24 protein-coding genes and 1 pseudogene are annotated in these 22,765 nt (G+C 71.9%); 13 read left to right on the top strand and 12 right to left on the bottom strand.

Annotation, left to right across the window (positions count from 1 at the left end; translation table 11 throughout):
• Positions 1–2 precede the first annotated feature (2 nt).
• A complete protein-coding gene (locus ACGFYY_RS15815; RefSeq protein WP_393709725.1) occupies positions 3–416 on the top strand; it encodes a hypothetical protein in 414 nt (137 codons plus the stop codon).
• 422 nt (positions 417–838) lie between these two features.
• Here ACGFYY_RS15815 and ACGFYY_RS15810 read toward each other — a convergent pair whose 3' ends face one another.
• Positions 839–2,572, bottom strand: a complete 1,734-nt coding sequence (locus tag ACGFYY_RS15810) for an immunity 49 family protein (RefSeq protein WP_393709963.1) — start codon at positions 2,570–2,572, stop codon at positions 839–841.
• A gap of 109 nt (positions 2,573–2,681) precedes the next feature.
• Between ACGFYY_RS15810 and ACGFYY_RS15805 the strand changes: the two genes are divergently transcribed.
• The 3 genes from ACGFYY_RS15805 to ACGFYY_RS15795 are packed head-to-tail and all read left to right on the top strand — an operon-like array spanning position 2,682 to position 3,958.
• Positions 2,682–3,266: a hypothetical protein gene (locus tag ACGFYY_RS15805; RefSeq protein ID WP_393709723.1), complete on the top strand. Its 585-nt coding sequence runs from the start codon at positions 2,682–2,684 to the stop codon at positions 3,264–3,266.
• A gap of 17 nt (positions 3,267–3,283) precedes the next feature.
• Entirely contained in the window at positions 3,284–3,616 is a 333-nt protein-coding gene (locus ACGFYY_RS15800; RefSeq protein ID WP_393709721.1) for a hypothetical protein, read from the top strand.
• 36 nt (positions 3,617–3,652) lie between these two features.
• Positions 3,653–3,958, top strand: coding sequence for a MerR family DNA-binding protein (locus tag ACGFYY_RS15795; protein ID WP_393709719.1), 306 nt, complete (start codon positions 3,653–3,655; stop codon positions 3,956–3,958).
• Between the two features lie 283 nt (positions 3,959–4,241).
• On the opposite strand, the gene ACGFYY_RS15790 is transcribed toward ACGFYY_RS15795, so the two are convergent.
• The 4 genes from ACGFYY_RS15790 to ACGFYY_RS15775 form a co-directional block, all read right to left on the bottom strand.
• Positions 4,242–4,826, bottom strand: a complete 585-nt coding sequence (locus ACGFYY_RS15790; protein ID WP_393709961.1) for a DUF4396 domain-containing protein — start codon at positions 4,824–4,826, stop codon at positions 4,242–4,244.
• 416 nt (positions 4,827–5,242) lie between these two features.
• Positions 5,243–5,896 (bottom strand): DUF305 domain-containing protein, encoded by a 654-nt coding sequence (locus ACGFYY_RS15785; RefSeq protein ID WP_393709717.1) that lies wholly within the window; start codon positions 5,894–5,896, stop codon positions 5,243–5,245.
• 117 nt (positions 5,897–6,013) lie between these two features.
• Positions 6,014–6,451 (bottom strand): DUF6153 family protein, encoded by a 438-nt coding sequence (locus tag ACGFYY_RS15780; protein ID WP_393709715.1) that lies wholly within the window; start codon positions 6,449–6,451, stop codon positions 6,014–6,016.
• Positions 6,452–6,556: 105 nt separating this feature from the next.
• Entirely contained in the window at positions 6,557–7,144 is a 588-nt protein-coding gene (locus ACGFYY_RS15775) for a TetR family transcriptional regulator (protein WP_393709713.1), read from the bottom strand.
• 116 nt (positions 7,145–7,260) lie between these two features.
• On the opposite strand from ACGFYY_RS15775, the gene ACGFYY_RS15770 reads away from it, so the two are divergent.
• The 3 genes from ACGFYY_RS15770 (at position 7,261) to ACGFYY_RS15760 (ending at position 9,606) form a co-directional block, all read left to right on the top strand.
• Positions 7,261–8,118: a class I SAM-dependent methyltransferase gene (locus tag ACGFYY_RS15770; protein WP_393709711.1), complete on the top strand. Its 858-nt coding sequence runs from the start codon at positions 7,261–7,263 to the stop codon at positions 8,116–8,118.
• Positions 8,119–8,363: 245 nt separating this feature from the next.
• Positions 8,364–9,002 (top strand): ATP-dependent Clp protease proteolytic subunit, encoded by a 639-nt coding sequence (locus ACGFYY_RS15765; protein WP_365267185.1) that lies wholly within the window; start codon positions 8,364–8,366, stop codon positions 9,000–9,002.
• A gap of 1 nt (position 9,003) precedes the next feature.
• Positions 9,004–9,606, top strand: a complete 603-nt coding sequence (locus ACGFYY_RS15760; RefSeq protein WP_365267183.1) for an ATP-dependent Clp protease proteolytic subunit — start codon at positions 9,004–9,006, stop codon at positions 9,604–9,606.
• Positions 9,607–9,736: 130 nt separating this feature from the next.
• Here the strand turns inward: ACGFYY_RS15760 and ACGFYY_RS15755 are convergent, their stop codons facing one another.
• Entirely contained in the window at positions 9,737–10,177 is a 441-nt protein-coding gene (locus ACGFYY_RS15755; RefSeq protein WP_393709708.1) for a helix-turn-helix domain-containing protein, read from the bottom strand.
• Between the two features lie 382 nt (positions 10,178–10,559).
• Positions 10,560–11,204: a LysE family translocator gene (locus tag ACGFYY_RS15750; RefSeq protein ID WP_393709706.1), complete on the bottom strand. Its 645-nt coding sequence runs from the start codon at positions 11,202–11,204 to the stop codon at positions 10,560–10,562.
• 446 nt (positions 11,205–11,650) lie between these two features.
• Between ACGFYY_RS15750 and ACGFYY_RS15745 the strand changes: the two genes are divergently transcribed.
• Both ACGFYY_RS15745 and ACGFYY_RS15740 read left to right on the top strand, forming a co-directional pair.
• Positions 11,651–11,800: a hypothetical protein gene (locus ACGFYY_RS15745; protein ID WP_393709704.1), complete on the top strand. Its 150-nt coding sequence runs from the start codon at positions 11,651–11,653 to the stop codon at positions 11,798–11,800.
• A gap of 161 nt (positions 11,801–11,961) precedes the next feature.
• A complete protein-coding gene (locus ACGFYY_RS15740; protein WP_393709702.1) occupies positions 11,962–13,962 on the top strand; it encodes a calcium-binding protein in 2,001 nt (666 codons plus the stop codon).
• 747 nt (positions 13,963–14,709) lie between these two features.
• Here ACGFYY_RS15740 and ACGFYY_RS15735 read toward each other — a convergent pair.
• Positions 14,710–15,213: an N-acetyltransferase gene (locus ACGFYY_RS15735; RefSeq protein WP_365267175.1), complete on the bottom strand. Its 504-nt coding sequence runs from the start codon at positions 15,211–15,213 to the stop codon at positions 14,710–14,712.
• Between the two features lie 73 nt (positions 15,214–15,286).
• Between ACGFYY_RS15735 and ACGFYY_RS15730 the strand changes: the two genes are divergently transcribed.
• Positions 15,287–15,430 carry a hypothetical protein gene (locus ACGFYY_RS15730; protein WP_393709699.1) on the top strand — a complete coding sequence of 48 codons (144 nt, stop codon included), beginning with the start codon at positions 15,287–15,289 and terminating at the stop codon, positions 15,428–15,430.
• Positions 15,431–15,476: 46 nt separating this feature from the next.
• Here the strand turns inward: ACGFYY_RS15730 and ACGFYY_RS15725 are convergent.
• Positions 15,477–16,286, bottom strand: a pseudogene (locus ACGFYY_RS15725) (hypothetical protein); the annotation flags it as partial.
• Between ACGFYY_RS15725 and ACGFYY_RS15720 the strand changes: the two are divergent.
• The 3 genes from ACGFYY_RS15720 (at position 16,169) to ACGFYY_RS15710 (ending at position 20,922) form a co-directional block, all read left to right on the top strand.
• Entirely contained in the window at positions 16,169–17,341 is a 1,173-nt protein-coding gene (locus ACGFYY_RS15720; RefSeq protein WP_393709697.1) for a S1 family peptidase, read from the top strand. The pseudogene ACGFYY_RS15725 and the gene ACGFYY_RS15720 overlap by 118 nt on opposite strands.
• 524 nt (positions 17,342–17,865) lie before the next feature.
• Complete coding sequence (locus ACGFYY_RS15715) at positions 17,866–19,128, top strand: family 16 glycosylhydrolase (protein WP_393709695.1); 1,263 nt, start codon at positions 17,866–17,868, stop codon at positions 19,126–19,128.
• 129 nt (positions 19,129–19,257) lie between these two features.
• On the top strand, positions 19,258–20,922 hold the full coding sequence (locus ACGFYY_RS15710) for a beta-1,3-glucanase family protein (RefSeq protein WP_393709693.1): 1,665 nt from the start codon (positions 19,258–19,260) through the stop codon (positions 20,920–20,922).
• Positions 20,923–21,030: 108 nt separating this feature from the next.
• Here ACGFYY_RS15710 and ACGFYY_RS15705 read toward each other — a convergent pair whose 3' ends face one another.
• The 3 genes from ACGFYY_RS15705 to ACGFYY_RS15695 all read right to left on the bottom strand — a co-directional run bounded on the left by ACGFYY_RS15705 (position 21,031) and on the right by ACGFYY_RS15695 (position 22,714).
• Positions 21,031–21,294, bottom strand: a complete 264-nt coding sequence (locus ACGFYY_RS15705) for a hypothetical protein (RefSeq protein WP_393709691.1) — start codon at positions 21,292–21,294, stop codon at positions 21,031–21,033.
• 132 nt (positions 21,295–21,426) lie between these two features.
• Positions 21,427–22,167, bottom strand: coding sequence for a maleylpyruvate isomerase N-terminal domain-containing protein (locus tag ACGFYY_RS15700; protein WP_393709689.1), 741 nt, complete (start codon positions 22,165–22,167; stop codon positions 21,427–21,429).
• 49 nt (positions 22,168–22,216) lie between these two features.
• On the bottom strand, positions 22,217–22,714 hold the full coding sequence (locus ACGFYY_RS15695) for a MarR family winged helix-turn-helix transcriptional regulator (RefSeq protein ID WP_393709687.1): 498 nt from the start codon (positions 22,712–22,714) through the stop codon (positions 22,217–22,219).
• Between the last annotated feature and the right edge of the window lie 51 nt (positions 22,715–22,765).

Raw genomic sequence — 22,765 nt, 5'->3', positions numbered from 1 at the left:
ACGTGGAATTCGAATCGGGTGTGACCTTCGTCGGCGAGGAGGAAGTCAGCCGTATTCTGACGGACGCCTCTCTCGAAAAGGTGTGCCTCCTACGGTTGAGGACCAACGGATCGGGCGACCGCGATGCGATCTTCGAGGCGTTTCGCCGAGATCTGCCCATGGACCCACCCGTGCAGAGTGCGCGTAGTTGGGAAGCGCTTTCGGATTCCCTCTTCGGTGGCCTCTTCAGCCTGACATCCACCCGCGTCGTCATCCTCTGGGAGGATGACGCACGGCATGAATCCATTCGTGCGGGCGCCGCAGCGGAAGCGCTGTCCATCCTGACCGAGGTGGCGGAACTCCTGGGCAGTCCCCAAGTGACCGGTGGACATACGAAACTGGTCGCGGTGCTGATTCCGGTAGTTGTGAAGCACTAGCCGGCGGGATCGCCAGACCCGAGCCGATCTGGCCCGCACGAGGCCCCTCTTTCCCGACCAGCCGGGAAAGAGGGGCCTCTTCGTTCGACCGTTCGGGGTGTTCCTCCCCGCACAGCCGACCGGTTGCCTCTGCTGCTGGTGGGACGGCTTCGGCATCGGCATCCAGGCCGGAAGGCTTCGGACGATCGCCAGGTGCTGTGCGGAATTCCGGTGGGGGAACCGTCAAGGCGCTCCGGCGCCCAATGAAGTCACGGCTCACACGGGCCCACCCGGAAAGGGCTGACCCTCGGTCCCCGACGAGACAGTCGTTCTTCACCCAGCGGCGGGTGATGCCGGACTTCTTGCCGGAGGCCCGAGGCGATGGGCGAGGCGCCGGCCGGTCCGGTCCGGCTGGGCGGGCCAGGTGACGACCTGCCGGGCTTCTACAAGGGTTCGGCGGCCCGCAGGAGGTACTGCGGCAGGTAGGGGGATTCGACGCGGATGGTCCAACCGCGGCGGCGGGCATGGCAGGCCAGGGCCAGGACGTCGAGGTTGACGGAGACTTCGGGGCCGTCGGCGCGGTCGGCTACCTGGTAGTAGGCGCGGTGGGCTTCGAGCGCGTCGGCCAGGGCGAGATTGAAGCTCTCCTCGTCGCCGTCCACCAGCTGCGACAGCAGCACGGCCGGCGGCATCGCGAAGCCCCAGTCCTTGGCCTTCTCCGCCTCCTGCAGCGCCCGCTGCGCGGCCGCTTCGGGCTCGGCGCCCTTCAGGTAGGCGTGGAGGGCTTCGCGGTACGCGGTGAACGCGGAGCCGTCCGGACCGGCGAAGGTGGGGCCGGAAAGGACCAGGGGGGCGAGGTCCTCGCGCACGCCGGTGATCAGGGCGAAGGAGACGGCCATCTGCCAGTACCCGGCACCGGCTTCCCTCCCCCGCTTGGCCGGGTAGCGCAGGCTGCGCCCGTCGATGGACACCTCGACCTCGGTGTCGGGCTCCGCCAGCGCGATGCGGAACAGGGCCGCCCCCGTCCGAGAGGCCAGCCGGAGCGTGGCGAGCTGCGCTTCCGCGATGTCGCCGGGGTTCCCCGACCGCCACTGGAACAGGCGCCTCTGGTCCTCCAGGACGCTGCCCAGACGCGAGACAGGAAGAGGCTTGCCGTCGACGGCGGTGAGCGCCTCCTGGAGGTGTTCCTCGAACATGGCCTCGACCCGCGGGATCCCCTCTCGCTCGCAGGCCGGCCGGTCCACCACCAACGGGCCCGCGGCGAGCGCGGCGACAGCGTCCGGCCGCCGGTTCCGGCCGAATCCCGCGACCCGCGGTCCCCGCGTCTCGAAGCCGGTGACCAGCGCGTGCGGAAGGTAGTCCGTACGGACAGCGGGTGCCCAGCCCAGCGTCCGGTACGCGAGCGCGGCAAGTGCGATGGGGACCACGGGGAGGAGGGTGCTCGGTGTGGACGTCGGGCCGTGCAGGGCAGCGTGCCGGTTCAGGAGGTCGGCCAGTGCGGCATCGAAGGCCTCCCGGTCCTCGGCGACCAGTGCGCGCAGCGTGCGCAGCGCCATGCTGTCGGGCCGGTCAAAGAGGGGCTCGCCGGTCTGTTCGGCACGGGTACGGATCCGGTCCAGAGCCGCGTCGACGGCAGCCAGCTTCGCCTGTGCGCTCGGCGGGTACTCCCCGTCGCCGGCGTCGTCCAGGACCAAGGCCGTCAAACCGGTGGCGAGCTCACCGACGGGCGTTCCCTCCGCCTGCTCGGCGAACTTCCGTCGGGCGAAGGTGAATTCCTCCCCGTGCCACTTCGCCTTGTCCCGGAGCGCCGACAGGCACAGCGCGTCGATCCACTCCCCCGGTGTGACGCTCTCCTCGGGGGCGTCGTCACCCGGGTCGTAGCTCATGCCGAAGTTCACGTACTCCAGGAAGACGTGGAACGTGCAGTGCGGGTGGTACGCGGCGTAGGCGACGGCGCCGGCGGCGGCTTCGGAGGCGTCCTTGAGGGCGGCCTCGGCCTCCGGGGTGTCTAGATCGGGTGTCTCGACGGAGAGGGCTCCGAGGTAGTCGAGGAACTCGTCCGCGATCGACTGCCATTCGTACGTGGCCATCCGGCCGGCCCTCGACATGGAATGCACCTGACGCCCGATGCGGTTGGTGAAGTCCTCGTGCGCTGCCGACACGGCCGCATGGCCCACCTGGTGACGTTCTATTCGCACTGCCCTGCTCCTTGATCGAATCTGTACGACAGCCTAGGCGCGGACTCTGACAGGCCGGCGACGTGACCACGGCCCCTTGCCGTGCCGGGTGGCCACGGGAGCCCGGCACGGTGTGCGGGCGGGCGGGACACGAAGGGCGTCGCAGTGGAGAGTGCACCTCTCACTACGTGTCGAGCCGATACCGGCCCGCTCCCGCACGACAGCAAGCCGGGAGCACCCGGCGGCGGGCAAGGCACCCCCGTGCCCGTGGCCCTCCCCCGGCCTGACCCCCACCCCGTGTCGGACCGTCCGCAGTGTGCGGGCGCAGCGGCACAGTGGGCCGGACGTCCTGGCCACCAGTGACCTCGACGACCGCACCTCTTCCCAGGGAGTCGTCGAAGATGCGCAGGCCCCCATGGCCGAGGCCGTCGGCGCCGAGCACGCGTTCATCCCCACGTGCGACAGCTCGCTGTCCGTGAAGTCGGCCATGCTCTCGATGGCCGGGCCCCACGAGAAGCTGGTGGTGGGACGTGACACGCGCAAGTCGGTCGTCTCCGGGCTCGTCCTGTCCGGCACCCTCGACCGTGCTGACGATCGCCCGCTGCCGCCAACCCACCCCTTCCACAGTCCGGGGCTTGCAACCGGTACCCAGGTACAGGTTTACCGTCGGAGGTGTGCCCCCGCAGGGATGTGACGACGGGAGTGAGTGCGATGAGTGATCCGGCGTGGGTGCCGCAGTCCTGCACGTTGCCCACCGCGGAGCGGCCTCTGCGGGTCGCGGAGTGGGACGCGTTGTTCGCCGAGCGGGCGGGCTCGCTGTCGCGGCCGGGACCACTGCGGCTGCGCCTGGAACTGGCTGCCGGAGCGGGCGTCGAGGAGCGGGTACGGGACCTCGTAGCCCGTGAGAGCGGCTGCTGCTCGTTCTTCTCCTTCACCGTCACTCCCGGCACGGAGTTGATCGGCCTGGAAATCGGGGTGGACCAGGAGCACGCTGCGATCCTGGAGGCCCTGGCCGCGCGGACCACCCGCGGAGGGCTGCGGTGAGCGCGGTGCTGCGCAGCGGGCAGGTCGCCGGGGAGGGTGACGGCGCTGCGGGTGATCAAGGCCGCCCAGAGGCTGGGGTTCACGCTGGAGGAGGTCGCCGAGCTGCTGGAGGCCGGCCGTCACCGCCACGGCCGCGCCGTCGCCTGGCTCCAGAAGCGAGCCGCGGCCAAGCTCGCCGAGGTCGACGCGAAGATCGCCGACCTCACCACCATCCGCTCGACACTGGCCGCGGCCGTCGAGGCCGGGTGCGACGACCTGACCGTCTGCGCGGGAAGTTCCTGCTGCCCCATCCCGTTCACCGACCTCGCCGAGGAGAACCGCCATACCGGCCCCTGCTGCTGAGCCGCACCCCACCTCACCCCCCAAAGCCCCCGGGGGTCTGGCCGCCCTGGCCTGCGCGGCGTGCTGTGCGCTGCCCGCCCTGAGTACGGCCGGACTGGTCGGGACCGCATCTTCTTCCGGGCGGAGGAGTGCACCCAACCCGGCCGGCCGGTGATCGGTGCCTTCGGTATGCCTGAGATCGACGCAGTCCCAGAGATCGATGACCGGTATCGAGAACGCCCCGCGGACGACTGCGCCCGGCCGCACCTCACGGTGCGGCCGGGCGCGGTGCCGGGGAACTCGGTCAGTGGTAGGCGTGCACGACGGCGTGGCCCTTGCCGCGGCCGATCATCCACTTGTTGACCGGCGTCGTGATCACGAAGGCCACGGCGAGCCCGCCCAGCAGCGCTCCCCAGAACAGCCCGTCCGAGAGATGGGCGTCCATGGCTCCCGGGACCAGGGCGATGATGCCGTTGTCGACGAGCTCCATCACGGCGATCGAGACGGTGTCCGCGGCCAGCGCGACCTTGACCGCGGACTTGAAGTCCAGGCCGGCCTTGCGGACCGCGAACAGGGTGAACGAGTAGCCGAACACGAAGGCCAGCGCGATCGCCAGAATCATGGTCGCCACGTTGCCCCACATCAGAGCCGTGCCGATGACCATGCCGAGGATCTCGCCGATGGCGCATCCGGTCAGGCAGTGCAGCGTCGCCTTGGCGGCGGCCCCCCAGGTCACCCCGCCCATCTGGTGCCCCGCGTGATTCGCGTGCGCGGCGTGATTCGCGTGCGCGGCGTGATTCGCGTGCGCGGCGTGATTCGCGTGCGCGGCGTGATTCGCGTGCGCGGCGTGGTCGTGTGCGGTGCCCGTCTGGTGCGCGCCGTGGTCCATGGCCGTCATCCCCAATCCCGGATTCCAGTGTGCGGGCCTCTCTCCTCGGCCGCACACCGCAGACCATATACCCCCCGGGGGTATGTGGTCCATAGTTTCCGGCGCTGCGAGCACCCCCGACCTCTTCCCGGCCGTCGAGCGCCGTCGGTACGACGGCGACGAGCAGGCCGGGCTCCGGCTGCTCGCCGACAACGGCTACGGCTACGGGTGCACCGGTGGCGGGCCGGAAGGAAGGTGTCGATGCCGGCGTCACCGCGGAGCGGGCCCGTGCCGGTGGCCGCCCGCACTGCCGCTGGGCGGCGTGGGTGGGGAGTACCTGTCCCGGCTGCGGCCGTCTTCGGCGCCGGCCCGGGCCCGGCGGCTCCGACCGAGGCCGGGCAGGGACGGTGTGTGCCGTCCCTGCCGGGCGGTATGGGTCAGCTCCTGCCGAGGAGCTTGTTCATCTGCTCGATCTCCGCGGACTGCGAGGTGATGATCGCGTCCGCCATGGTCTTGGCGTCAGGGAAAGCGCCCTGGGCCTTTTCCGTCTTCGCCATGTCCACGGCGCCTTCGTGGTGCTTGATCATCAACTCCATGAAGGCGGTGTCGAACGCCTTACCGGAGGAGCTCCTCAGCTTCTCCATCTCCTGCGGGCTCATCATCCCGCCCATGCCATGGGCCGAGTGGTCCATCTCGCCCTCGGCGGGCACCTGCTCACCCCAGGAGGTCAGCCACCCCGAAAGAGTCTTGATCTCCGGGTCCTGGGCCTTCTTGACGTCCTCGGCGAGCTTCTTCACCTCGGCCGACTGTGCGCGCGAGGGGGCCAGACCGGCCATCTCGACGGCCTGGCGGTGGTGCGGGATCATGCCCTTCGCGAACGCCGCGTCGGCGGCGTTGTGCTGTCCCTGCGCCTGGTGCGAGGCCGGTGCCGAGACGGACGGCGACGGGGCGATGTGGCCGTTGTGGCCGGCCGAGGCGTCGCTGCCGTTGCCGTTGCCGTTGCCGTTGCCGCAGGCAGCCAGTACGAGGGCGGCTGACGCGGCGACGGTGGCGGTGGCGCTGCGGCGCAGGAGGGAACGCTTGCCGATCATGGTGGTGGTACTCCTTGCTGCGCGGCCCGGTCAGCGGACACACGCGAGGAACGGATGAAGAGAGCCCGGAGCACGAACCCGCCACCGGTCAGGAGGCACGGGGCCGTGCGGGCGGTTCTATATCCGCAGGAGTTGCAGCTCGGCCAGATCAGGCGGCGCACGGCCGATCCACGCGCCGGCCTCGGCACGGCCCGGCAGCGCCGGGGGCGCCGATACCGCGTCGAGAGCCGCGGCCAGTGGCGGCGGCGCGTACGCAGATCCGACACCGGCGGCCGCGCACGTCCCGTCCGCGTGGTCCAGATGTTCCGTGCCGCCGGCCGAGTGCGAGCACGCCGCGTCCATCACGGCCTCATGCGCGTGGGAGCCCGGGGCGCCGTCGGGCGCGTCGGCAGATACGGCGTGCCGGGCCGGACCGGGGTGGCCCGGGGCGGCCGGCACGGGGGCCGGGCCGAAGCCGTGCATGGCCAGCACGCCGGTCAGGACCGCCAGCACCAGCAGCACGAAGCCGCGCCCGGCAGGGCGGCGGCTCGGCGTGCGCTGGACGGCGGCGATCATAGGCTCATCGTAGAGGCGGCCGGCGCCGCGCGTTCAGGGGCGAACCATCCGGACCATCCGGGCGGCGCCTCGCACGCTCCCCCCACCTCGGCGCGGGCACGCCGGTCAGCCGCCGAGGAGTACGGCGAGCAGCCGCCGCGTGGTCGCCGCAGTGTCCGTCGCCTCCGCGGGGCCGCGGGTCATCAGCAGGTGGTGGGTCGTGCCGACGAGCGCGAGCGCGATGGCGCCGGCGTCACTGACTGCGGGGATCCGACCGGCGGCCTGTTCGGCTTGGAGGTAGGCGGTGACGGCGTGCTGGATCGCGTCGAACGCGGGCGCGCCGGACCGGAAGCCCTCGCGGGTGTGCGACGCGGCCGCGGGGCGGGTCATCGCCAGGCCCACCACCGCGGGCGGCAGGGATTCCAGCAGGGTCCCGACGACCCCTTGGAGGTTCTCGGCGACCGTGGCCCGCCCCACTTCGGCCCGCAGCGCCTCGGCCTGGCGGGCGCTTCGCGCGAACCGGTCCAGGACCAGCTCGGCGACGAACTCGTCCAGGCCGGAGAAGTGCGTGTGCAGGACGCCCTTGGCGCAGTCGGCCTCCGAAGTGACCGCGCGGCTGGTCAGGGCTGCGGCTCCGTCACGGGCCACCACCCGTTCCGCGGCCGAGAACAGCCGCTCCCGTAGGTCCGGAATCGCCACTCCGCGAGGTGACACAACAGCCCCTCCCCTTCGATCGATTGCAAGTATGGGCGTTCGCCCATAGTGTTTGGGCGCTCGCCCATTCTAGGGCCGGGGTGCCCTGCCGCGCCTCGGCGGGAGGGAGTTCACCCATGGGGCAATTCGCCAACACCGCGCAGGCCGAGGCGTGGAACGGATACGAGGGCGCACAGTGGGCCCGGAGCCAGGAGCGCTGGGACGCCGTCAACGACGGCTTCAACCAGCCCCTGCTGGACGCCGCAGCAGTGCTCGGGGGCGACCGGGTCCTGGACGTCGGCTGCGGCGCCGGCCGCACCACCCGCCTCGCGGCCCGGCGCGCCACACACGGCCGTGCACTCGGCCTGGACCTGTCAGGGCCGATGCTGGACAAGGCTCGGGAGAGCGCCGTACGCGAAGAGGTCCAGAACGTGGCCTACGTGCAGGGCGACGCCCAGGTCCACCCCCTGGACTCCGAGTCGTTCGATACGGTCATCAGCCGGTACGGCATGACCTTCTTCACCGACCCGGTCGCCGCGTTCGCCAACCTCCACCGCGCGCTGCGCCCCGGCGGCCGGCTGGCCTTCGTCTGCGCGGCCGAGGCGGAGGCCAACGAGTGGCTCGCCGCGCTGGCCTCGCTCGAGGACATCCTGCCGCTCGGCGGCTTCGGGCAGCCCGGCGGCCACGGCATGTTCTCGCTCACCGATCCCGGCCGCATCCGCGAACTGCTCGCCGCGGGCGGGTTCGGCGGGGTGGACGTCCAGCGGGTCGAGGCGTCGGGGAATTGGGGTTCGGACGCGTCGGACGCCGCGGCCTTCCTCCTGGACTCCGGCCCCGGACGTCACCTCCTCGACCAGGTGGCCCCGCCCGCGCGGGACGCCGCGCGCCAGGCGCTGACGGCCGCACTGCGGCGCCACGAGACCGACACGGGGGTGTGGCTGCGCAGCAGCTCCTGGCTGGTCACCGCCGAACGCGGCGGCGCGGCACGCGGTTGACCGCGGCGGGAGCCGCCGCGCCCCGGCCCGGGACCCACCGTGCCGGCCCGGGCCGGGACCCAACGCACCCCGGACCGGGCGGGGCTCAGGTGCGGACCATGCGGGCGAGGCCCGGGACGCTTCGGCGATCTTGTCCTCGTGGTGTCCGCCCGTGGCTGATCTGCCAGGGGCAGAGGAACGGCGTTCGGGGGGTTCCCGAGGTCAAGAGTGGAGTCGACGGCACCCCGCCTCGACAAGGAGAAGAGATGACTCCCCTCACCATGCTCGCGCCCCGCGCGGAGGAGGGCGACACACCGCCCGGCCCCTTCGACGACCACCTCGCGGCAAGGCTGCTCGACCAGCGGATCGTCTTCCTCGGCACCCAGGTCGACGAGGTGTCGGCCAACCGGGTGTGCGCGCAGTTGTTGCTGCTGTCGGCGCAGGACCCGCGTTCCGACATCAGCCTGTACGTCAACAGCCCTGGCGGGTCGGTCACCGCGGGTCTCGCCATCTACGACACCATGCGGCTCATCCCGAACGACGTCTCGACGCTGGCGATGGGCTTCGCCGCCAGCATGGGCCAGTTCCTGCTCACCGTGGGGACGCACGGCAAGCGGTTCGCGCTGCCGAACGCGCGGATCATGATGCACCAGCCCTCGGCGGGCATCGGCGGTACCGCCGCGGACATCGAGATCCAGGCGGAGAACCTCCAGTTCACCAAGAAGGCCGTGGAGCGGATCACCGCCCAGCACACCGGGCAGAGCGAGGAGACGATCGCGCGGGACGGCGACCGGGACCGCTGGTTCACGGCCGAACAGGCCAGGGAGTACGGGATGGTGGACCATGTGGTGGAGTCGCTCGCCGACATCCGCCCGGCCACGCCGCGCCGACGGACGGGGCTGTGACATGGGGTCGTACACGGTTCCCTACGTGATCGAGCGGACCGCGCAGGGCGAGCGGTCCTACGACGTCTTCAGCCGGCTGCTGAACGAGCGGATCGTCTTCCTCGGCACCGAGATCGACGACGGGGTCGCCAACGTGGTCATCGCGCAGCTCCTGCACCTGGAGTCGGCGAATCCGGAGCAGGAGATCTCGATCTACCTCAACTCGCCCGGCGGATCGTTCACCTCGCTGATGGCGATCTACGACACCATGACGTTCGTGCAGGCGCCGATCTCCACCTTCTGCGTCGGTCAGGCGTCGTCGACGGCGGCGGTGCTGCTGGCGGGCGGAGATCCCGGGCGACGGTTCGTACTCCGGCACGCGCGGGTGCTGCTCGGCCAGCCGGCCAGCGGTGGCCGGCAGGGGACGGTCTCCGACCTCAGCCTCGCGGCCAAGGAGATGGTCCGGATCCGCTCGCAGGTGGAGGAGGTCCTGTCCCGGCACACGCACCACGACGTGGCGACGCTGCGCGCGGACATGGACCGGGAGAAGGTGTTCACCGCCGAGGAGGCCGTGGCCTACGGGCTCGCCGACGAGGTGCTGAGCCGACGGTTCGCGTTCGTCTGAGCCCGGGCGGCCGTGGCCGAGGGTCGCCGAGGCGGCCGGTACGGCGGGGGCGCGCCCCGTCGTACCGGCCGTCGACCCGGCCGTCGACCCGGTCCGGGCAGGGGCCGGCCAGGCCCGGGTCAGGCCCGCGTCAGGCGGCGAGGCAGAGGCCGTCGTACCGGGCCGTGGGCGGCGTCGGTGACGTACGACCCCGGACCACCCGGCTCCGGGCGTGCCGGGCCAGCTCGTCACCGGCGAGCAGGAGCAGGTCGGCGAGGCCGAGCCCGAGGGCCTGGGCGGCGGCCGCGAGCACCTCGGAGGATGCCTCCTTGCGGCCGCGCTCCACCTCCGACAGGTACGGCATCGAGATCCGGGCCGCTTCCGAGACGTCCTTCAACGTGCGTTCCTGGGCGAGCCGCTCGCGCCGCAGCACGTCGCCGACGAGGTCACGCCACAGCGGCTCCCTCGGCGCGCGTGGCTGTGGACCCCCGACGGGTCGCCGCGGGGCGCCGGCCGCCCCGCCGGAACCGGGCGACGGGGCCTGCGGGCGCGGGGAGATGACGCGGGACTCGTTCGACGCGTGAGTGCTCATCCCCTCACCGTAGGGATCCGGGGCGCGGGGGGAAGGGAGCGGCCTTCTGCCCTGGGTGAAGCGAAGCCGCACCGAAGCCCGGGGCGACGCGGGTCCGGCGCCGGAGCGTGCCGCAACGCCCGGTAGGAACCGGACAGCCGACCCGACATACGGCTCCCTCCCGGCATGGTGCCGTACGCCCGGTCGGTGCTGCTGTCACGGACGGCACCGTCGGGGCGGCCGGAGCCGTGGAACGATGCGCCGGCGACGGTGAGGCCGACTCGGCATCGAGGTCACCGTCTTGGGCGCCGGGTCGATTTCACCCGGACCGAGTGCTCGCGTCCAGGTGCGACGCTGCCGGCCGATCACAGCGGGACCGGTGTCACAGGCGCGCGTTCAGGGCTCAGGCCGAGACGGGCGTACGGGACAGGGCGGTGCGCAGCGCGAAGACGCCGAGCAAGCCGCCCGACGCGAACCGCTGAGCGGTCATCACGCGGGGCCGGGTGGCCAGGAACCCCGAGACGCGCGCCGCGCCCAGCATGATGAGTGCGTTGACGGAGAGCCCCACGACGATCTGCACACCACCGAGCTGGAGCAGTTGCGCCCAGTCCGGACCCGCCTGTGGAGCCATGAACTGGGGCAGTAGAGCGGCGTACATGAGGGCGATCTTGGGGTTGAGCAGGTTGGTCAGGAGCCCCATCGAGAACAGGCGGACGTCGGAGACCGGAGGCAGGTCCTGGGCCGGGGCGAAGGGCGAGCGGCCACCCGGCTTGAGCATGTCCCAGGCCAGGTAGGCCAGGTAGGCAGCCCCGGCGAGCTTGACCACCGTGAACGCGACCGGCACGGCGGCGAACAACGCGGACAGGCCCGCGGCCGCGGCCAGCAGGTAGCACAGGAAGCCCACGGCGGTCCCGCTCAGGCTGACCAGGCCCGCCCTGCGGCCTTGGGTGATCGCGCGAGAGGCGAGATGGATCATGTTGGGACCCGGAGTCAGGGCCATGCCCAGTTCGACCAGGGCCACTCCCCCTGCCGCGGCCAGACTGATCACTGGTCAACTCCCGATCGTTTGCCGGGTATCCGATACCCGGAATGGGGCGCCGTCCGGCTACGACGGACGGTTGCGACGCATCGGTAGTACCTTCGGCGTCCGCCCAAGAATACGGACCGGCCGTTCTGCGTGTCATCGGGCCCCTGACTCTTGGCGGAGGGCCTGCCCCGGGGCTACGGGCCGGAAAGCGCTCAACCCTGTCACGAGCGATCCGTGGGGAGCGGCCGCACGGTCACGGCGCCGCCTGCGGCAAGCGGCTTCGAGTGTGTCGGCGGCCAGGGAGGTGCCCAGGTGGTGGCCGGCTCCACCTCGCGACCGTCATCGACGTCTCCACCCGTGAAGTCATCGGCTGGGCCACCGCCGAGCCCAGATCTCCGGGTGTCCGCCACACCGGAACGACCTCACCGTGCGCCTGGACCGCATCCGCGTGCACGCACCGGGGCGACATGCTGCGGGTGGCCGGCTCCCTGACACTCGGCGAGGTCCGCGGCCACGGCCTGATCCGCATGCTCTCCCCCGGCCCCCGGCCCCCGGCCTCGGCGTTCCCGTTGCACGCGCGGGCCGCGACCGCCCGGTTCGCCGGCCGCTACGGATGACGGCAGTCGTACCGGGCCGTTCGGATGACCGGTCCGTCACTCCTGGGGGTGGAACACGGCGGTCCAGTGGGCGCAGCCCCGGCCCGCCGCGACCCCGTCCCGACCCGGTGTCCCAGAAAGCTGGGGCACCCAAGGTACCGACGGACGGAAGTGGTTCGCGCATGCCCCAGCACTCCCCACGGCGCCGGGCCCGGCGCGCCGCCGCCGCCGGCGCCGCCGGTGCCGCCGCTCTGGCGCTCGTACTCGGCCTGCCCACGGCGGCCGCGGCCGCTCCCGGCGATCTGGACCCCGCCTTCAGCGGCGACGGCAAGGTCGTCACGGACGTGACCGGCTACGAGAACGTCTCGGGCATGGCCGTCCAACCCGACGGCAAGATCATCACGGTGGGCGACGGCTACTTCGACGAGACCAGCGGTGACTTCGTACTGGTGCGCTACAACGCCGACGGCAGCCTGGACACGACGTTCGGCGGCGACGGCATCGTCAACACCGACTTCGACTTCAACAACGACGAGGCCAGGGCGCTGGCCCTGCAACCCGACGGCAAGATCATCGCGGTCGGCGGGTCCACCTCGATCGCCGGCAACGGCGACTGGGTGGCCGCCCGCTACAACCCCGACGGCAGCCTCGACCCGACCTTCGGCACGGGCGGCAGGGCGGTCACCGACATCGACCCGGACGCGATCGAGACCGCCATGACCGTGGCCGTGCAGCCCGACGGCCGCATCGTGGCGGCCGGCCAGAGCCTCGCGAGCTGGGTCGTGGTCCGCTGGAACGCCAACGGCTCCTTGGACCCGACCTTCGACGGCGACGGCAAGGCCGTCACCACCTTCCCGGGCGGAACCTTCGCCTCGGCCGCCGACCTGGCCCTCCGTCCCGACGGCCGGGTCGTCGTCGCCGGGGCCGGCCCCGGCGGCGTCACGCTCGCCCGCTACAACACCGACGGCAGCCTCGACCCGACCTTCGACGGCGACGGCCGGGCGACCCCCGGCTTCGGGGCCAGGGCCCGGGGCGTGGCCCTGCAGTCCGACGGCCGGATCGTCGTCGCGACCGGCGATGACAACGTCTTCGGGCTGGCGCGATTCACCGCCGCAGGCGCCCTGGACCCGACGTTCGGCAGCGCCGGCCGGGTCACCACCACCTTCGGACCGGACAGCGCCGACGCCGCGGACGTCGCCCTGCAGTCCGACGGCCGGATCGTCGTCGCGGGCCGGTACGCGGGCGACTGGGCGCTGGCCCGGTACAACACCAACGGCGCCGCGGACACCTCCTTCGACGGTGACGGCCGGCTGACGACCGACTTCGGCGGCCCCTCCGAGCAGGCCTCCCAGGTGGCCCTTCAGCCCGACGGGAAGATCGTCGCCGGCGGGGTCGTCGGCCAGGCCAACAGCCTCGCCGCCGACCGCGGCGTGGCCCGCTACCTCGGTGGTGGCGGCACCACGCCCCCGCCGCCGTCGGCGGACCTGTCCGTCACCAAGTCCGGTACGACGACGGTGAGCATCGGCGACCAGGCGACGTACACGGTCCGGGTGACCAACGCGGCCTCCTCCACGGCGACCGCGACGGGCGTCTCCCTGACCGACTCCCTCTCCGGAGCCGGCGGCACCCTGATCTCGGCCGTGCCCTCCCAGGGCACCTGCACCACCACCGCGACGGGCGCGACCTGTGCCCTGGGCAGCCTGGCCCCCGGCGCGAGCGCCACGGTCACCGTGACCGCCGAACCGCGCGCGACCGGCACCCTCCGGGACACCGCGTCCGTGACCGGCTCCCCGCAGGACCCGAACAGCGGCGACAACAGCGCCACCGCCACCACCTCGGTCAACAATGCCCGGGGCTGCACGATCATCGGCACGTCCGGCACCGACACCCTCACCGGTGGCTACGGCAACGACGTCATCTGCGCGCTGTCCGGCAACGACACGGTGCGTGCGGGCTTCGGCAACGACACCGTCCACGGCGGCCCGGGCAACGACAACCTCGACGGCGGCTTCGGTGACGACACCATGAACGGCGACCGCGGCAACGACGTCCTCACCGGCTACTACGGCAACGACCGCCTGACCACCACCGACGGCGTGAGCGCCAACGACACCGCCAACGGCGGCTCCGGCTCCGACACCTGCACCACCGACACCGGCGACACCCGCATCAGCTGCCCGTGACGGACAGCCGACCGCGCACCCCCACCAGCGCCGGCCGGGCGAAACCCCGGCCGGCGCCGGGGCGCAGCCCCGCCGGGCAGGCTGTCCCCCCACGCCCTTCTCCCCCGGCCCGTCCCTTCTCCGGCGCCACCGGCACCCCCGCCCCCGCCGCCGCCGCCCCAGTCCGTCCTCCCGCGTCACCACCACCTGCCCGGCCCGCCACCGGACCGCGAACCGCTCCACCTCAGGCACGTCGAACCCGTCCCCGGCGTCCCCCACCAGCAGTCCGCCCCCGGCTCGAGCACCGGTGCCACCAGCAGCGCGCCCCCAGCGGGAAGGCGTCCTCGCGGTCGCGCAGCCTGCGGTCCTCGGGCGCGTTCCACCACGGCAGCCGCACGTACGGCGTCCTCGTCCGCCGCGCCAGATGCGCCAGATGCGCCAGATGCTCAAGCGTCACGAAGTACGGCCGCAGCCGCTCGAGTTCGGCCGGTTCCGCCCGCGCGTGCTCCGGCACCTGAGGACGTTCTTTCCGGCGCCGGTCGTGCGCCCTGATGGCCTGCCGGGTGCGCTGCGTGTGCGGGGGTGTGCCGGACGGGACGGGACGGCGGGGCCGCAAGGGGTGCGTGTGTTGTCGGGTGGTTGCCACGCACAATCGGTCGGTGGATCTGCCCTTGCTACTGGCCGCTGTCGAACGCGAAGACGACGACGCGGCGCTCGAACTCCTCTATGACGCCGCTGCGGACGACCTGGCCGGCGATGACGCGGTCACTACGCGTCGGGATGCTTCGGCAGGGCGAGCCAGTCCGACCAGGAGATCTCACGACCCAGGAGGCGCGGCTGCTCGAACGGCCAGTCGGCGGCGATCCACTGCGGCACCAGCGCGTCGAGGGCCTGCTCGACCTCGCTGCCCACCAGCTCGTCCACCACCCACCAGGAGATCTCGCCGTCCGCGCCGGCCCTCTCCGGCGGGTCGATGTACACACAACCGAGCAGAGCCGTCTCCGCCGCGTCGAACAGCGCGTAGTTGAACGACTGGTGCGCGGCGATCTCCTTCTCGTGCCGCAACAGGTCGGCCTGGTCGGCCTCGTACGTCATGGTGGCCGCGGGCCAACCCCAGGCCGGGCCGAACATGGTCCACAGCCGCTCGCGCGAACCCATCACAGCCGGATAGTCGAGCGGGGTGTCCGCCTCCCGGATCGGCCGTAGGTGATGACCACTGCCCGGCAGCGGTATCAGGACGGGGTGGACGAAGTCATCGGGAAGCCAGCTCATAGCGCCCGACCGTAGCAGCGCTCGGCCATCCGCTCCCCTGGATTTCCCCCGCACACCGCCAGGCCCTGCTCTCATGTCGGGCAAGGCCCGCGGTCACCCGGTCGAGGACCAGGAAACCGGCGGGCGTCTCCTCGCCCGGTACGACAACGACCCGATCCACGACCCGTTCTTCGTCGTGATCGGCGACCGCTCGACCCCGCACCCCCGCACGCCCTGACTCCCGACGGTGGTCCGCAGTGGTCGAGCCTGAGCGTTCCGTCCAGGAGGTCCCCACCGTCGTGACGCAACAACGACTCCCTCAGATCTGACGGGAAGGTCACCCCCAGCCGGAATTCGGCCGCCGCGATGTCCGCCAGGAGGGCCGGCGGTCGCAGCAGCCCGTGGGTGACGGGGGCGTACCGCTCGAGCCAACTCTCGATGCGGTCCCAAGTCTCTTCGACGGCGAACGTGATCACGCCAAGCACCCGGGGCGTAGGCACTGACACCCGGTCACCCAGTACCGACGGCCGGGCGACTGGATGATCGGTGGCTTCACCTGCCGGCAGCCGCGGGCCTGAGCAACGCCGACGGCGCTTGGGGCGGAGGGAGAAACACACGATCGCCTGACGCAGAGCATCTGTCCTGCGCCGCGCCGGCGGAACTTCGCCCAGCTTCGCCGTCCGTCGCGCGCACGCCTCGCCGGTCGATCCGAGCGTGTGGTGCCGCCGACCCTTCGGCCGTGTGGTCCACCGACCATGACCGTGAACGTGACCGTCACCGCCCCGACGTCCGTCGGGCCGGTGGCGGAGTCGGCCCTCGGCGCCGGGGCGGGCCTCGGTGACCGAGGGGTCGCGCGGGTCTTGCCGCGACGGAACCGGAACTTGGTATGGACCTGACAAATAGGGTCGGCTAGCGTAGCGCTCGACACTCTGTGAGAGCGCTCTCAAGCGTTCAACCCCCCACACCAGGAGGTCTCGTGAAACACACCACCCCCTTACGCACCGCCTTCGCCGCCCTGCTCCTGACCGTCGGCCTGGGCGCCGCCGACGCCGGCGTGGCGAGCGCCGTCCCGCTTCCGGAGCCCGCCGCGGCATCGTCCGCCACAGCGCCGTCCGCCTCGGCCGGACTGCTCGACGCGATGCGCCGGGACCTCGGGCTCACCGCGTCGCAGGCCGAGGAACGGCTGAGCGCGGAAAGGGCCGCCGCGACCGTGGAGAAGGCCGCACGGCAGGCCACGGGTGGTGCGTACGGCGGCTCGTGGTACGAGCCGTCCACCGGTCGGCTCGTCGTCGCGGTGACCGACCGCGCGCAGGAATCCGAGGCGCGGGCGCTGGGCGCCGACACCCGCCTCGTCCGGCACAGCGCCGCCGCGCTGGACCGCGCCAAGGCGCGCCTGGACACGCTGCGCGCCCCCGCCGGTGTGGCCGGCTGGCACGTCGACCCGCGGACCAACAGCGTCGTCGTCACGGTCGTGGGTGCCGAGCGGGAAGCCCCCGCCGTACGGGAGTTCGTCGACCGGGCCCGGGCCGGCGAATCCGTCACCGTCACCGTCGCCGAGACGGCGCAGGCTCCCCGTACGTACGCCGCCGGCACCGTCGGCGGCGACCCGTACTACACCGGCAACGTCCGCTGTTCGATCGGCTTCTCCGTGTACGGCGGCTTCGTGACGGCTGGGCACTGCGCGCAGGCGGGGGCCGCCGTGCGCGGCTGGGACGGGTCCGCGATGGGCACCTTCCAGGGGTCCTCGTTCCCCGGCAACGACTACGCGTACGTCGGCATCCACAGCGGCTGGTGGACCGTACCGGTGGTGCTCGGCTGGGGCACCATCCCGGACCAGCTGGTAGGCGGCTCCGCCGAGGCTCCCGTGGGCGCCTCGATCTGCCGGTCGGGGTCCACGACGCACTGGCACTGCGGCACCGTCCTCGCCAAGAACGAGACCGTCAACTACAGCCAGGGCGCCGTCCACCAGATGACGAAGACCAGCGTCTGCGCCGAGGGAGGCGACTCCGGCGGCTCGTTCCTCAGCGGGGACCAGGCCCAGGGCGTCACCTCCGGCGGCTGGGGCAACTGCTCGTCCGGCGGCCAGACGTGGTTCCAGCCGATCAACGAGATCCTCGGCCGCTACAGCCTGACGCTGCACACCGCCTGACCCTGGCTCCGCACCAGGTCCTTCCGGGCACGAGCACCCGGAAGGGCCTGTCGCCCCGCTTCCCGTACGGGGTCGGCGGCGCTGCTCGTCGACCTGTCCGGCGTCCGGCGTCGCGGGCCGACGGCGGTACACCCATCGATGGGCTGTGCCGCTCCGGACACCTCCACGTGACGCCCGGCGCGGAGTACCCGCGGCGGCCGACCGGCTGTCGATCGCGTGAGGCTCCGCTTCACACCTCTCTGCATCAAGCCAGCCTTAAGGGACCGTTAAGCCGAAGGCCACAAGAGAAAACCCCAGGTCAGGGGCGTGCAAGGAGGGCGGCTGACGTTGCCATGACAGTTACCCCTCCGTAATACTCACTGCCTCGGGGGACATCGCGTCACGTTTGAGAGCGCTCTCGCACCCCTCCCCGTCACTCTTCACGGCTCGCCCGGCCTGGCCCCCCTCCTCCTCCCCTCCTCCGCCCCTCCTCCCCTTCCTTCTCCTCCTCCCCGCCTCCCCCCTCCAGACAAGGAACGATGCCCATGTCTGCTGCTGCTCATCGCGCACGTCGCCGCTCTCTCGGCGGAGTGGTGCTCCTCGTGACCACCGCCCTGGTCGCGGCGGTGCTCATGTCCTTCACCCGTTCGGTCGCCCCGACCGCCGGTGCCGCAGTTGTCGCGCAGAACTGGTCCGACGAGTTCGACGGCGCGGCCGGTCGCGCCCCTGACGCCGCCAAGTGGACCCTCGAGACCGGCGGTTCGGGCTTCGGCAACCACGAGCTGCAGTACTACACGAACAGCACCTCGAACGCCGCGCTCGACGGCCAGGGCAACCTCGTCATCACCGCGCGGAAGAACACCGACGCCGGCCTCGGCTGCTGGTACGGGCAGTGCCAATACACCTCGGCCCGGCTGAACACCGCCAAAACCTTCACCCAGGCGTACGGCCGCTTCGAGGCCCGCATCAAGATCCCGCGCGGCCAGGGCATCTGGCCCGCCTTCTGGATGCTCGGCAACGACCTCGGCAGCGTGGGCTGGCCGGGCAGCGGCGAGATCGACATCATGGAGAACATCGGCCGCGAACCGAACACCGTGCACGGTACGGTGCACGGCCCCGGCTACTCCGGAGCGGGCGGCCTCGGCGCCGCGTACAGCCTGCCCGGCGGCCGCGCCTTCGCCGACGACTTCCACGTGTTCGCCGTCGACTGGAGCCCGAACTCCCTCATCTGGTCGGTGGACGGCACCACGTACAAGACCCTCACGCCGGCCGACACCGGCGGCAACAAGTGGGTCTTCGACCACCCGTTCTTCATCATCCTCAACCTGGCCGTCGGTGGGGACTGGCCCGGCAGCCCGGACGCCTCCACGTCCTTCCCGCAGACGATGACCATCGACTACGTCCGCGCCTCCTCCGCCGGCGCCCCCGCCGCACGCCCGATCCGTGGCATCGGCGGCATGTGCGTCGACGTCGCCGGCGGCTCCGACGCCGACCGCACCCCCATCCAGTTGCACGACTGCACCGGCAACGCGGCCCAGCAGTGGACCATCGGCGGCGACGGCACCGTCCGCGCCCTCGGCAAGTGCCTGGACGTCGCGGGCGGCTCCACCGCCGACGGCGCCGTCGTCCAGCTCTACACCTGCAACGGCACCAACGCCCAGAAGTGGACGTACACCGCCGCCCGTGACCTCACCAACATCGGTGCGGGCAAGTGCCTGGATGCCAAGGGCAACTCCTCCGCCGACGGCACCCGGTTGCAGACCTGGACCTGCAGCGGCGCCGCCAACCAGAAGTGGACGGTCGGCTGAGGCCGACCCACCAGCCCCGCCGCCCTCCCCACTCCCCCTCCCCCGGTCCCTGCCTGCGTCCGACCGCTCCCCCGCCCGACCTCACGAAGAACGGACCCCCACCCCGTGACGGCTCGCCACCAACGAACCATGCCCCGTAGAAAACTCCTCGCCGTGACAGCGGGCCTGGCCCTGGCCGTGCCCGCCGCGGCCGCCTGGCTCGAGATGAGCGCGAACGCGACCACCACCGCCACGCTCCCCCTGGACCTGGTGAACACCACCGGCAACAACACGGTGTACGCCTATGTGCTCGGCCGTGACCCCGCGGCCGGCGGCTCCTGGGCCTTCATCCAGGCCAACGGCTCCAGCCTGTACCACCCGCCGGCTCCGGCCGCCGATCAGACCCCGCTCGGGGTCGACTGCGCCATCCCGCTCAACGCGTCCGGCGCCGGAGCTCGGCGGGTGACGCTGCCGCGCCTGGACAGCGGCCGCATCTACTTCTCCGTCGGCACGAAGCTCACCTTCCTGGTGAACCGCGGCGGCGGTCTGGCCCTGCCGTCGGTGAGCAACCCCACCGACCCCAACGCGAACGTCGCCCACGACTTCTGCGAGTTCACCTTCAACAGCGACCAGCTGTACGCCAACATCACGTTCGTCGACATGGTCTCGCTGCCGATCGCCTTCCAGCTGGAGACCGGGCAGGGCACCCAGACGGTGCGCGGGCTGCCCGCCGACGGACTGTCCCGGGTCGCCGCCGCGCTACGGGCCCAGTCCGCCGCCGACGGCAGCGACTGGAGCCGACTGATCGTCACCGCGGGCGGCCGCGACCTGCGCGTACTCAGCCCCAACCTGGCGATCCGCGGCAACAGCGCCTTGTTCCGCGGCTACTTCGACGGCTACGTGGACGAGGTGTGGAACAAGTACCGCTCCACCGACCTGCGCATCGACACCCAGTTCACCTGGGGAACCGTCACCGGCCGGGTGAACGGCGACGTCCTCACCTTCCCCGGAGTCGGCAGCTTCGCCAAGCCGTCCACCCTGTCGATCTTCTCCTGCAGCGACGCGCCCTTCACCACGGGCAACGACCTGATGGGCAATCTCAGCGCACGGCTCGCCGCCGCCTTCAACCGCACCACCCTGCTGGACAACCCCCACCAGCCGACCGCCGAGAATCCCGCCGCCTTCTACACCCGGCCGCGCACCAACCACTACTCCCGCATCCTGCACAACGCCACCCCCGACCATCTCGGGTACGCCTTCCCGTACGACGACGTGCACCCGGCCGGAGTCGACTTCGAGGGCAAGGTGCAGTCCGGCACCCCCGGCCGCTGGACCATCACGGTCGGCGGTGTGGCCGGCGGCGGCACACCGGAGCCGACGCCGACCGCCACCGCCCCGGGCGGCGGGGTCAGCGCCTTCAGCACCATCCAGGCCGAGGCGTTCAACGCCCAGTCCGGAGCCCAGGTCGAGGCCTGCTCCGACGGCGGCGGCGGATCCGACGTCGGCCATCTGTCGAACGGCGACTGGCTCAAGTACTCGGCCGTCGCCTTCGGCTCCACCGGTGCCACCCGCTTCGACGCCCGCGTCGCCTCCGGGGCCGCCGGCGGAGTCAGCGGCCTGGTCCAGGTCCGCCTCGACAGCCCCACGGCCACCCCGGTCGGCGGCTTCGCCGTCGCCAACACCGGCGGCTGGCAGGCGTGGCGCACCGTCCCCACCGACATCCGCCGCACCACCGGAACCCACGACGTCTATCTGACCTTCGACAGCGGCCAGCCCTCCGACTTCGTCAACGTCAACTGGTTCTCCTTCGCCTAGCTGGGCGGGAGCCCGATCGTCGCGACCGCAGCGGCCCCCGTACCCGGAAAGGGGACGGGGGCCGCTTGTGTGGATCCGACCGGAACGGCCCGGGGCCTGTCCTTCGGATCAGGCCGGATCGGTGGGCGGTGCCTGGTGCGTGCGATCGCAAGGCGGAGGAGGGAGTCGACGCGGAGCGTCGGCGACCGACGACAGCGCGTCCACCGCCGGCTCGGGCGGGGGTGCCGGGAGCAGGCCGAGTATGTCCAGCAGCCGCGCCAGGTCCTCAGGATCGGTGGCGTGCGCGGCCACCGCTCGGCGGGCCGCCGCCCGGTCTGCCGTGGCGCCGAGCGCCAGCAGGGACGGATCATCACAGCCGAAGGGATCCTTCACCCGGCCGATCTCAGCACGGACGACGCAGCACCGCACCCGCACCACTCCGGATTCACCGGGCGACGACACGACCCGGGGGTGCCGCCGAGCGGGTCGGAGCTGGGGAGGGCGGCCTGTGGAACACCGGTGCCGTCACCCGAACAGGGGGAAGGACGCGGCGTCCGGTCCCAGTGCGCGTGCTTCGGCGTCCGTGAGGGGCAGGCGGCCTGTGGCGGCGCGTGCGTAGTGCTCGTCGTTCCAATCGAGCGGGAGCGGGCGGCCGAGCAGCCCGTCCAGGGTGTCACGTACGCGGGCCAGTCCGGACGGGGACGGCCCGGGAGCGTGTGGGAATGAGGCGACGAGGTCGAGGTGATGGATGGTCGCCTCGACGGTGAGGGTGCTCATCAGGTCGCCGGCGGTCAGGGTGTGGCCCTGGGTCGAGACGAGGAGGCCGGGGTCGGTCGCGGCGGCGGCGTGCAGGGTGGCTGCCGCGGTCTCCAGGTACAGCCCGCGCAACTGGTCGAAGTACAGGAACATGCTCGCGCTGACCCGCGCCCATCGCCGGCCGTTGGCCGCGCCCTCGGTACCGGGGCGCCAGTCGCTCCAGTAGGTGACGGCGTCCCGGTCGACCGGTCCGGGGGCGGGGGTGTGGAGTGCCACGAGGCCGCGCTCGCAGTCCATGAGGCAGTGGTGGAGCAGGTCCCGGACGGCCCAGCCCGTACAGCCGGTGGGCTGCCAGGAGTCCTCGTCCTCCAGCGGGGCCACCACGGCCGCGAGGGCCTGGTAGGCGGCGTGCAGAGCCCGGACCGGTTCGGTCCGGACGCGTTCCGGGGGCTGGGGCGGGGGCGGGGGCCCGGGCGGGTACTGGTCCTGAGTCGGCTCGGCATCGGTCACCGTGGGCGGATGCCCGTCGGCCGGAACCCGTATGCGTACCGCGCGGCGTTCAGCTGCTGCGCAGCCGGGCGAGCTGACGGTTCATCTCGGCCATGAACCGCACCACGACGTGGAGTTCGTCGGCGCTGAAATGCGATCGAGCGGCGTCGGTGGAGCGAGCCAGGGGGCGGAAGTACTCGCGTGCGGCCTCCCTGCCCGCCTTGGTGTAGTGCAGGTGGACGACCCGCCGGTCATCGGCCGCGCGAACGCGGCGCAGGTGGCCTGCCTTCTCCAGCCGGTCCAGGCATGCCGTCACCGCACCCGAGGTCAGGTTCATCCGGGCACCCAGCCGCCCGGGGGTCATGGGCACCGCACTCTCGTCACGCTCGGCGTCGAGTACGGCGATCAGCGCCTGCACATCGGTCAGGTGCAGGCCCTGAGCATGGGCGAACTCCTGGGCGATCCGGTTGAAGTCGGCGTTCATCGCGCGCAACAGCACGGCGAAGGTCTGCAACCCGATCGGGTCTTCGAGGGGAGGTTCGTCCAGGGGGCGGTCGGCGCTGCGCATGGCACCAGCATAAGATCTCTCGATGATTGAGATACTTCATCATTGAGTAAT

This window comes from Streptomyces sp. NPDC048331, assembly GCF_043201215.1.
Classification (GTDB): domain Bacteria; phylum Actinomycetota; class Actinomycetes; order Streptomycetales; family Streptomycetaceae; genus Streptomyces.
This window is presented reverse-complemented; position numbering and strand designations above follow the sequence as displayed.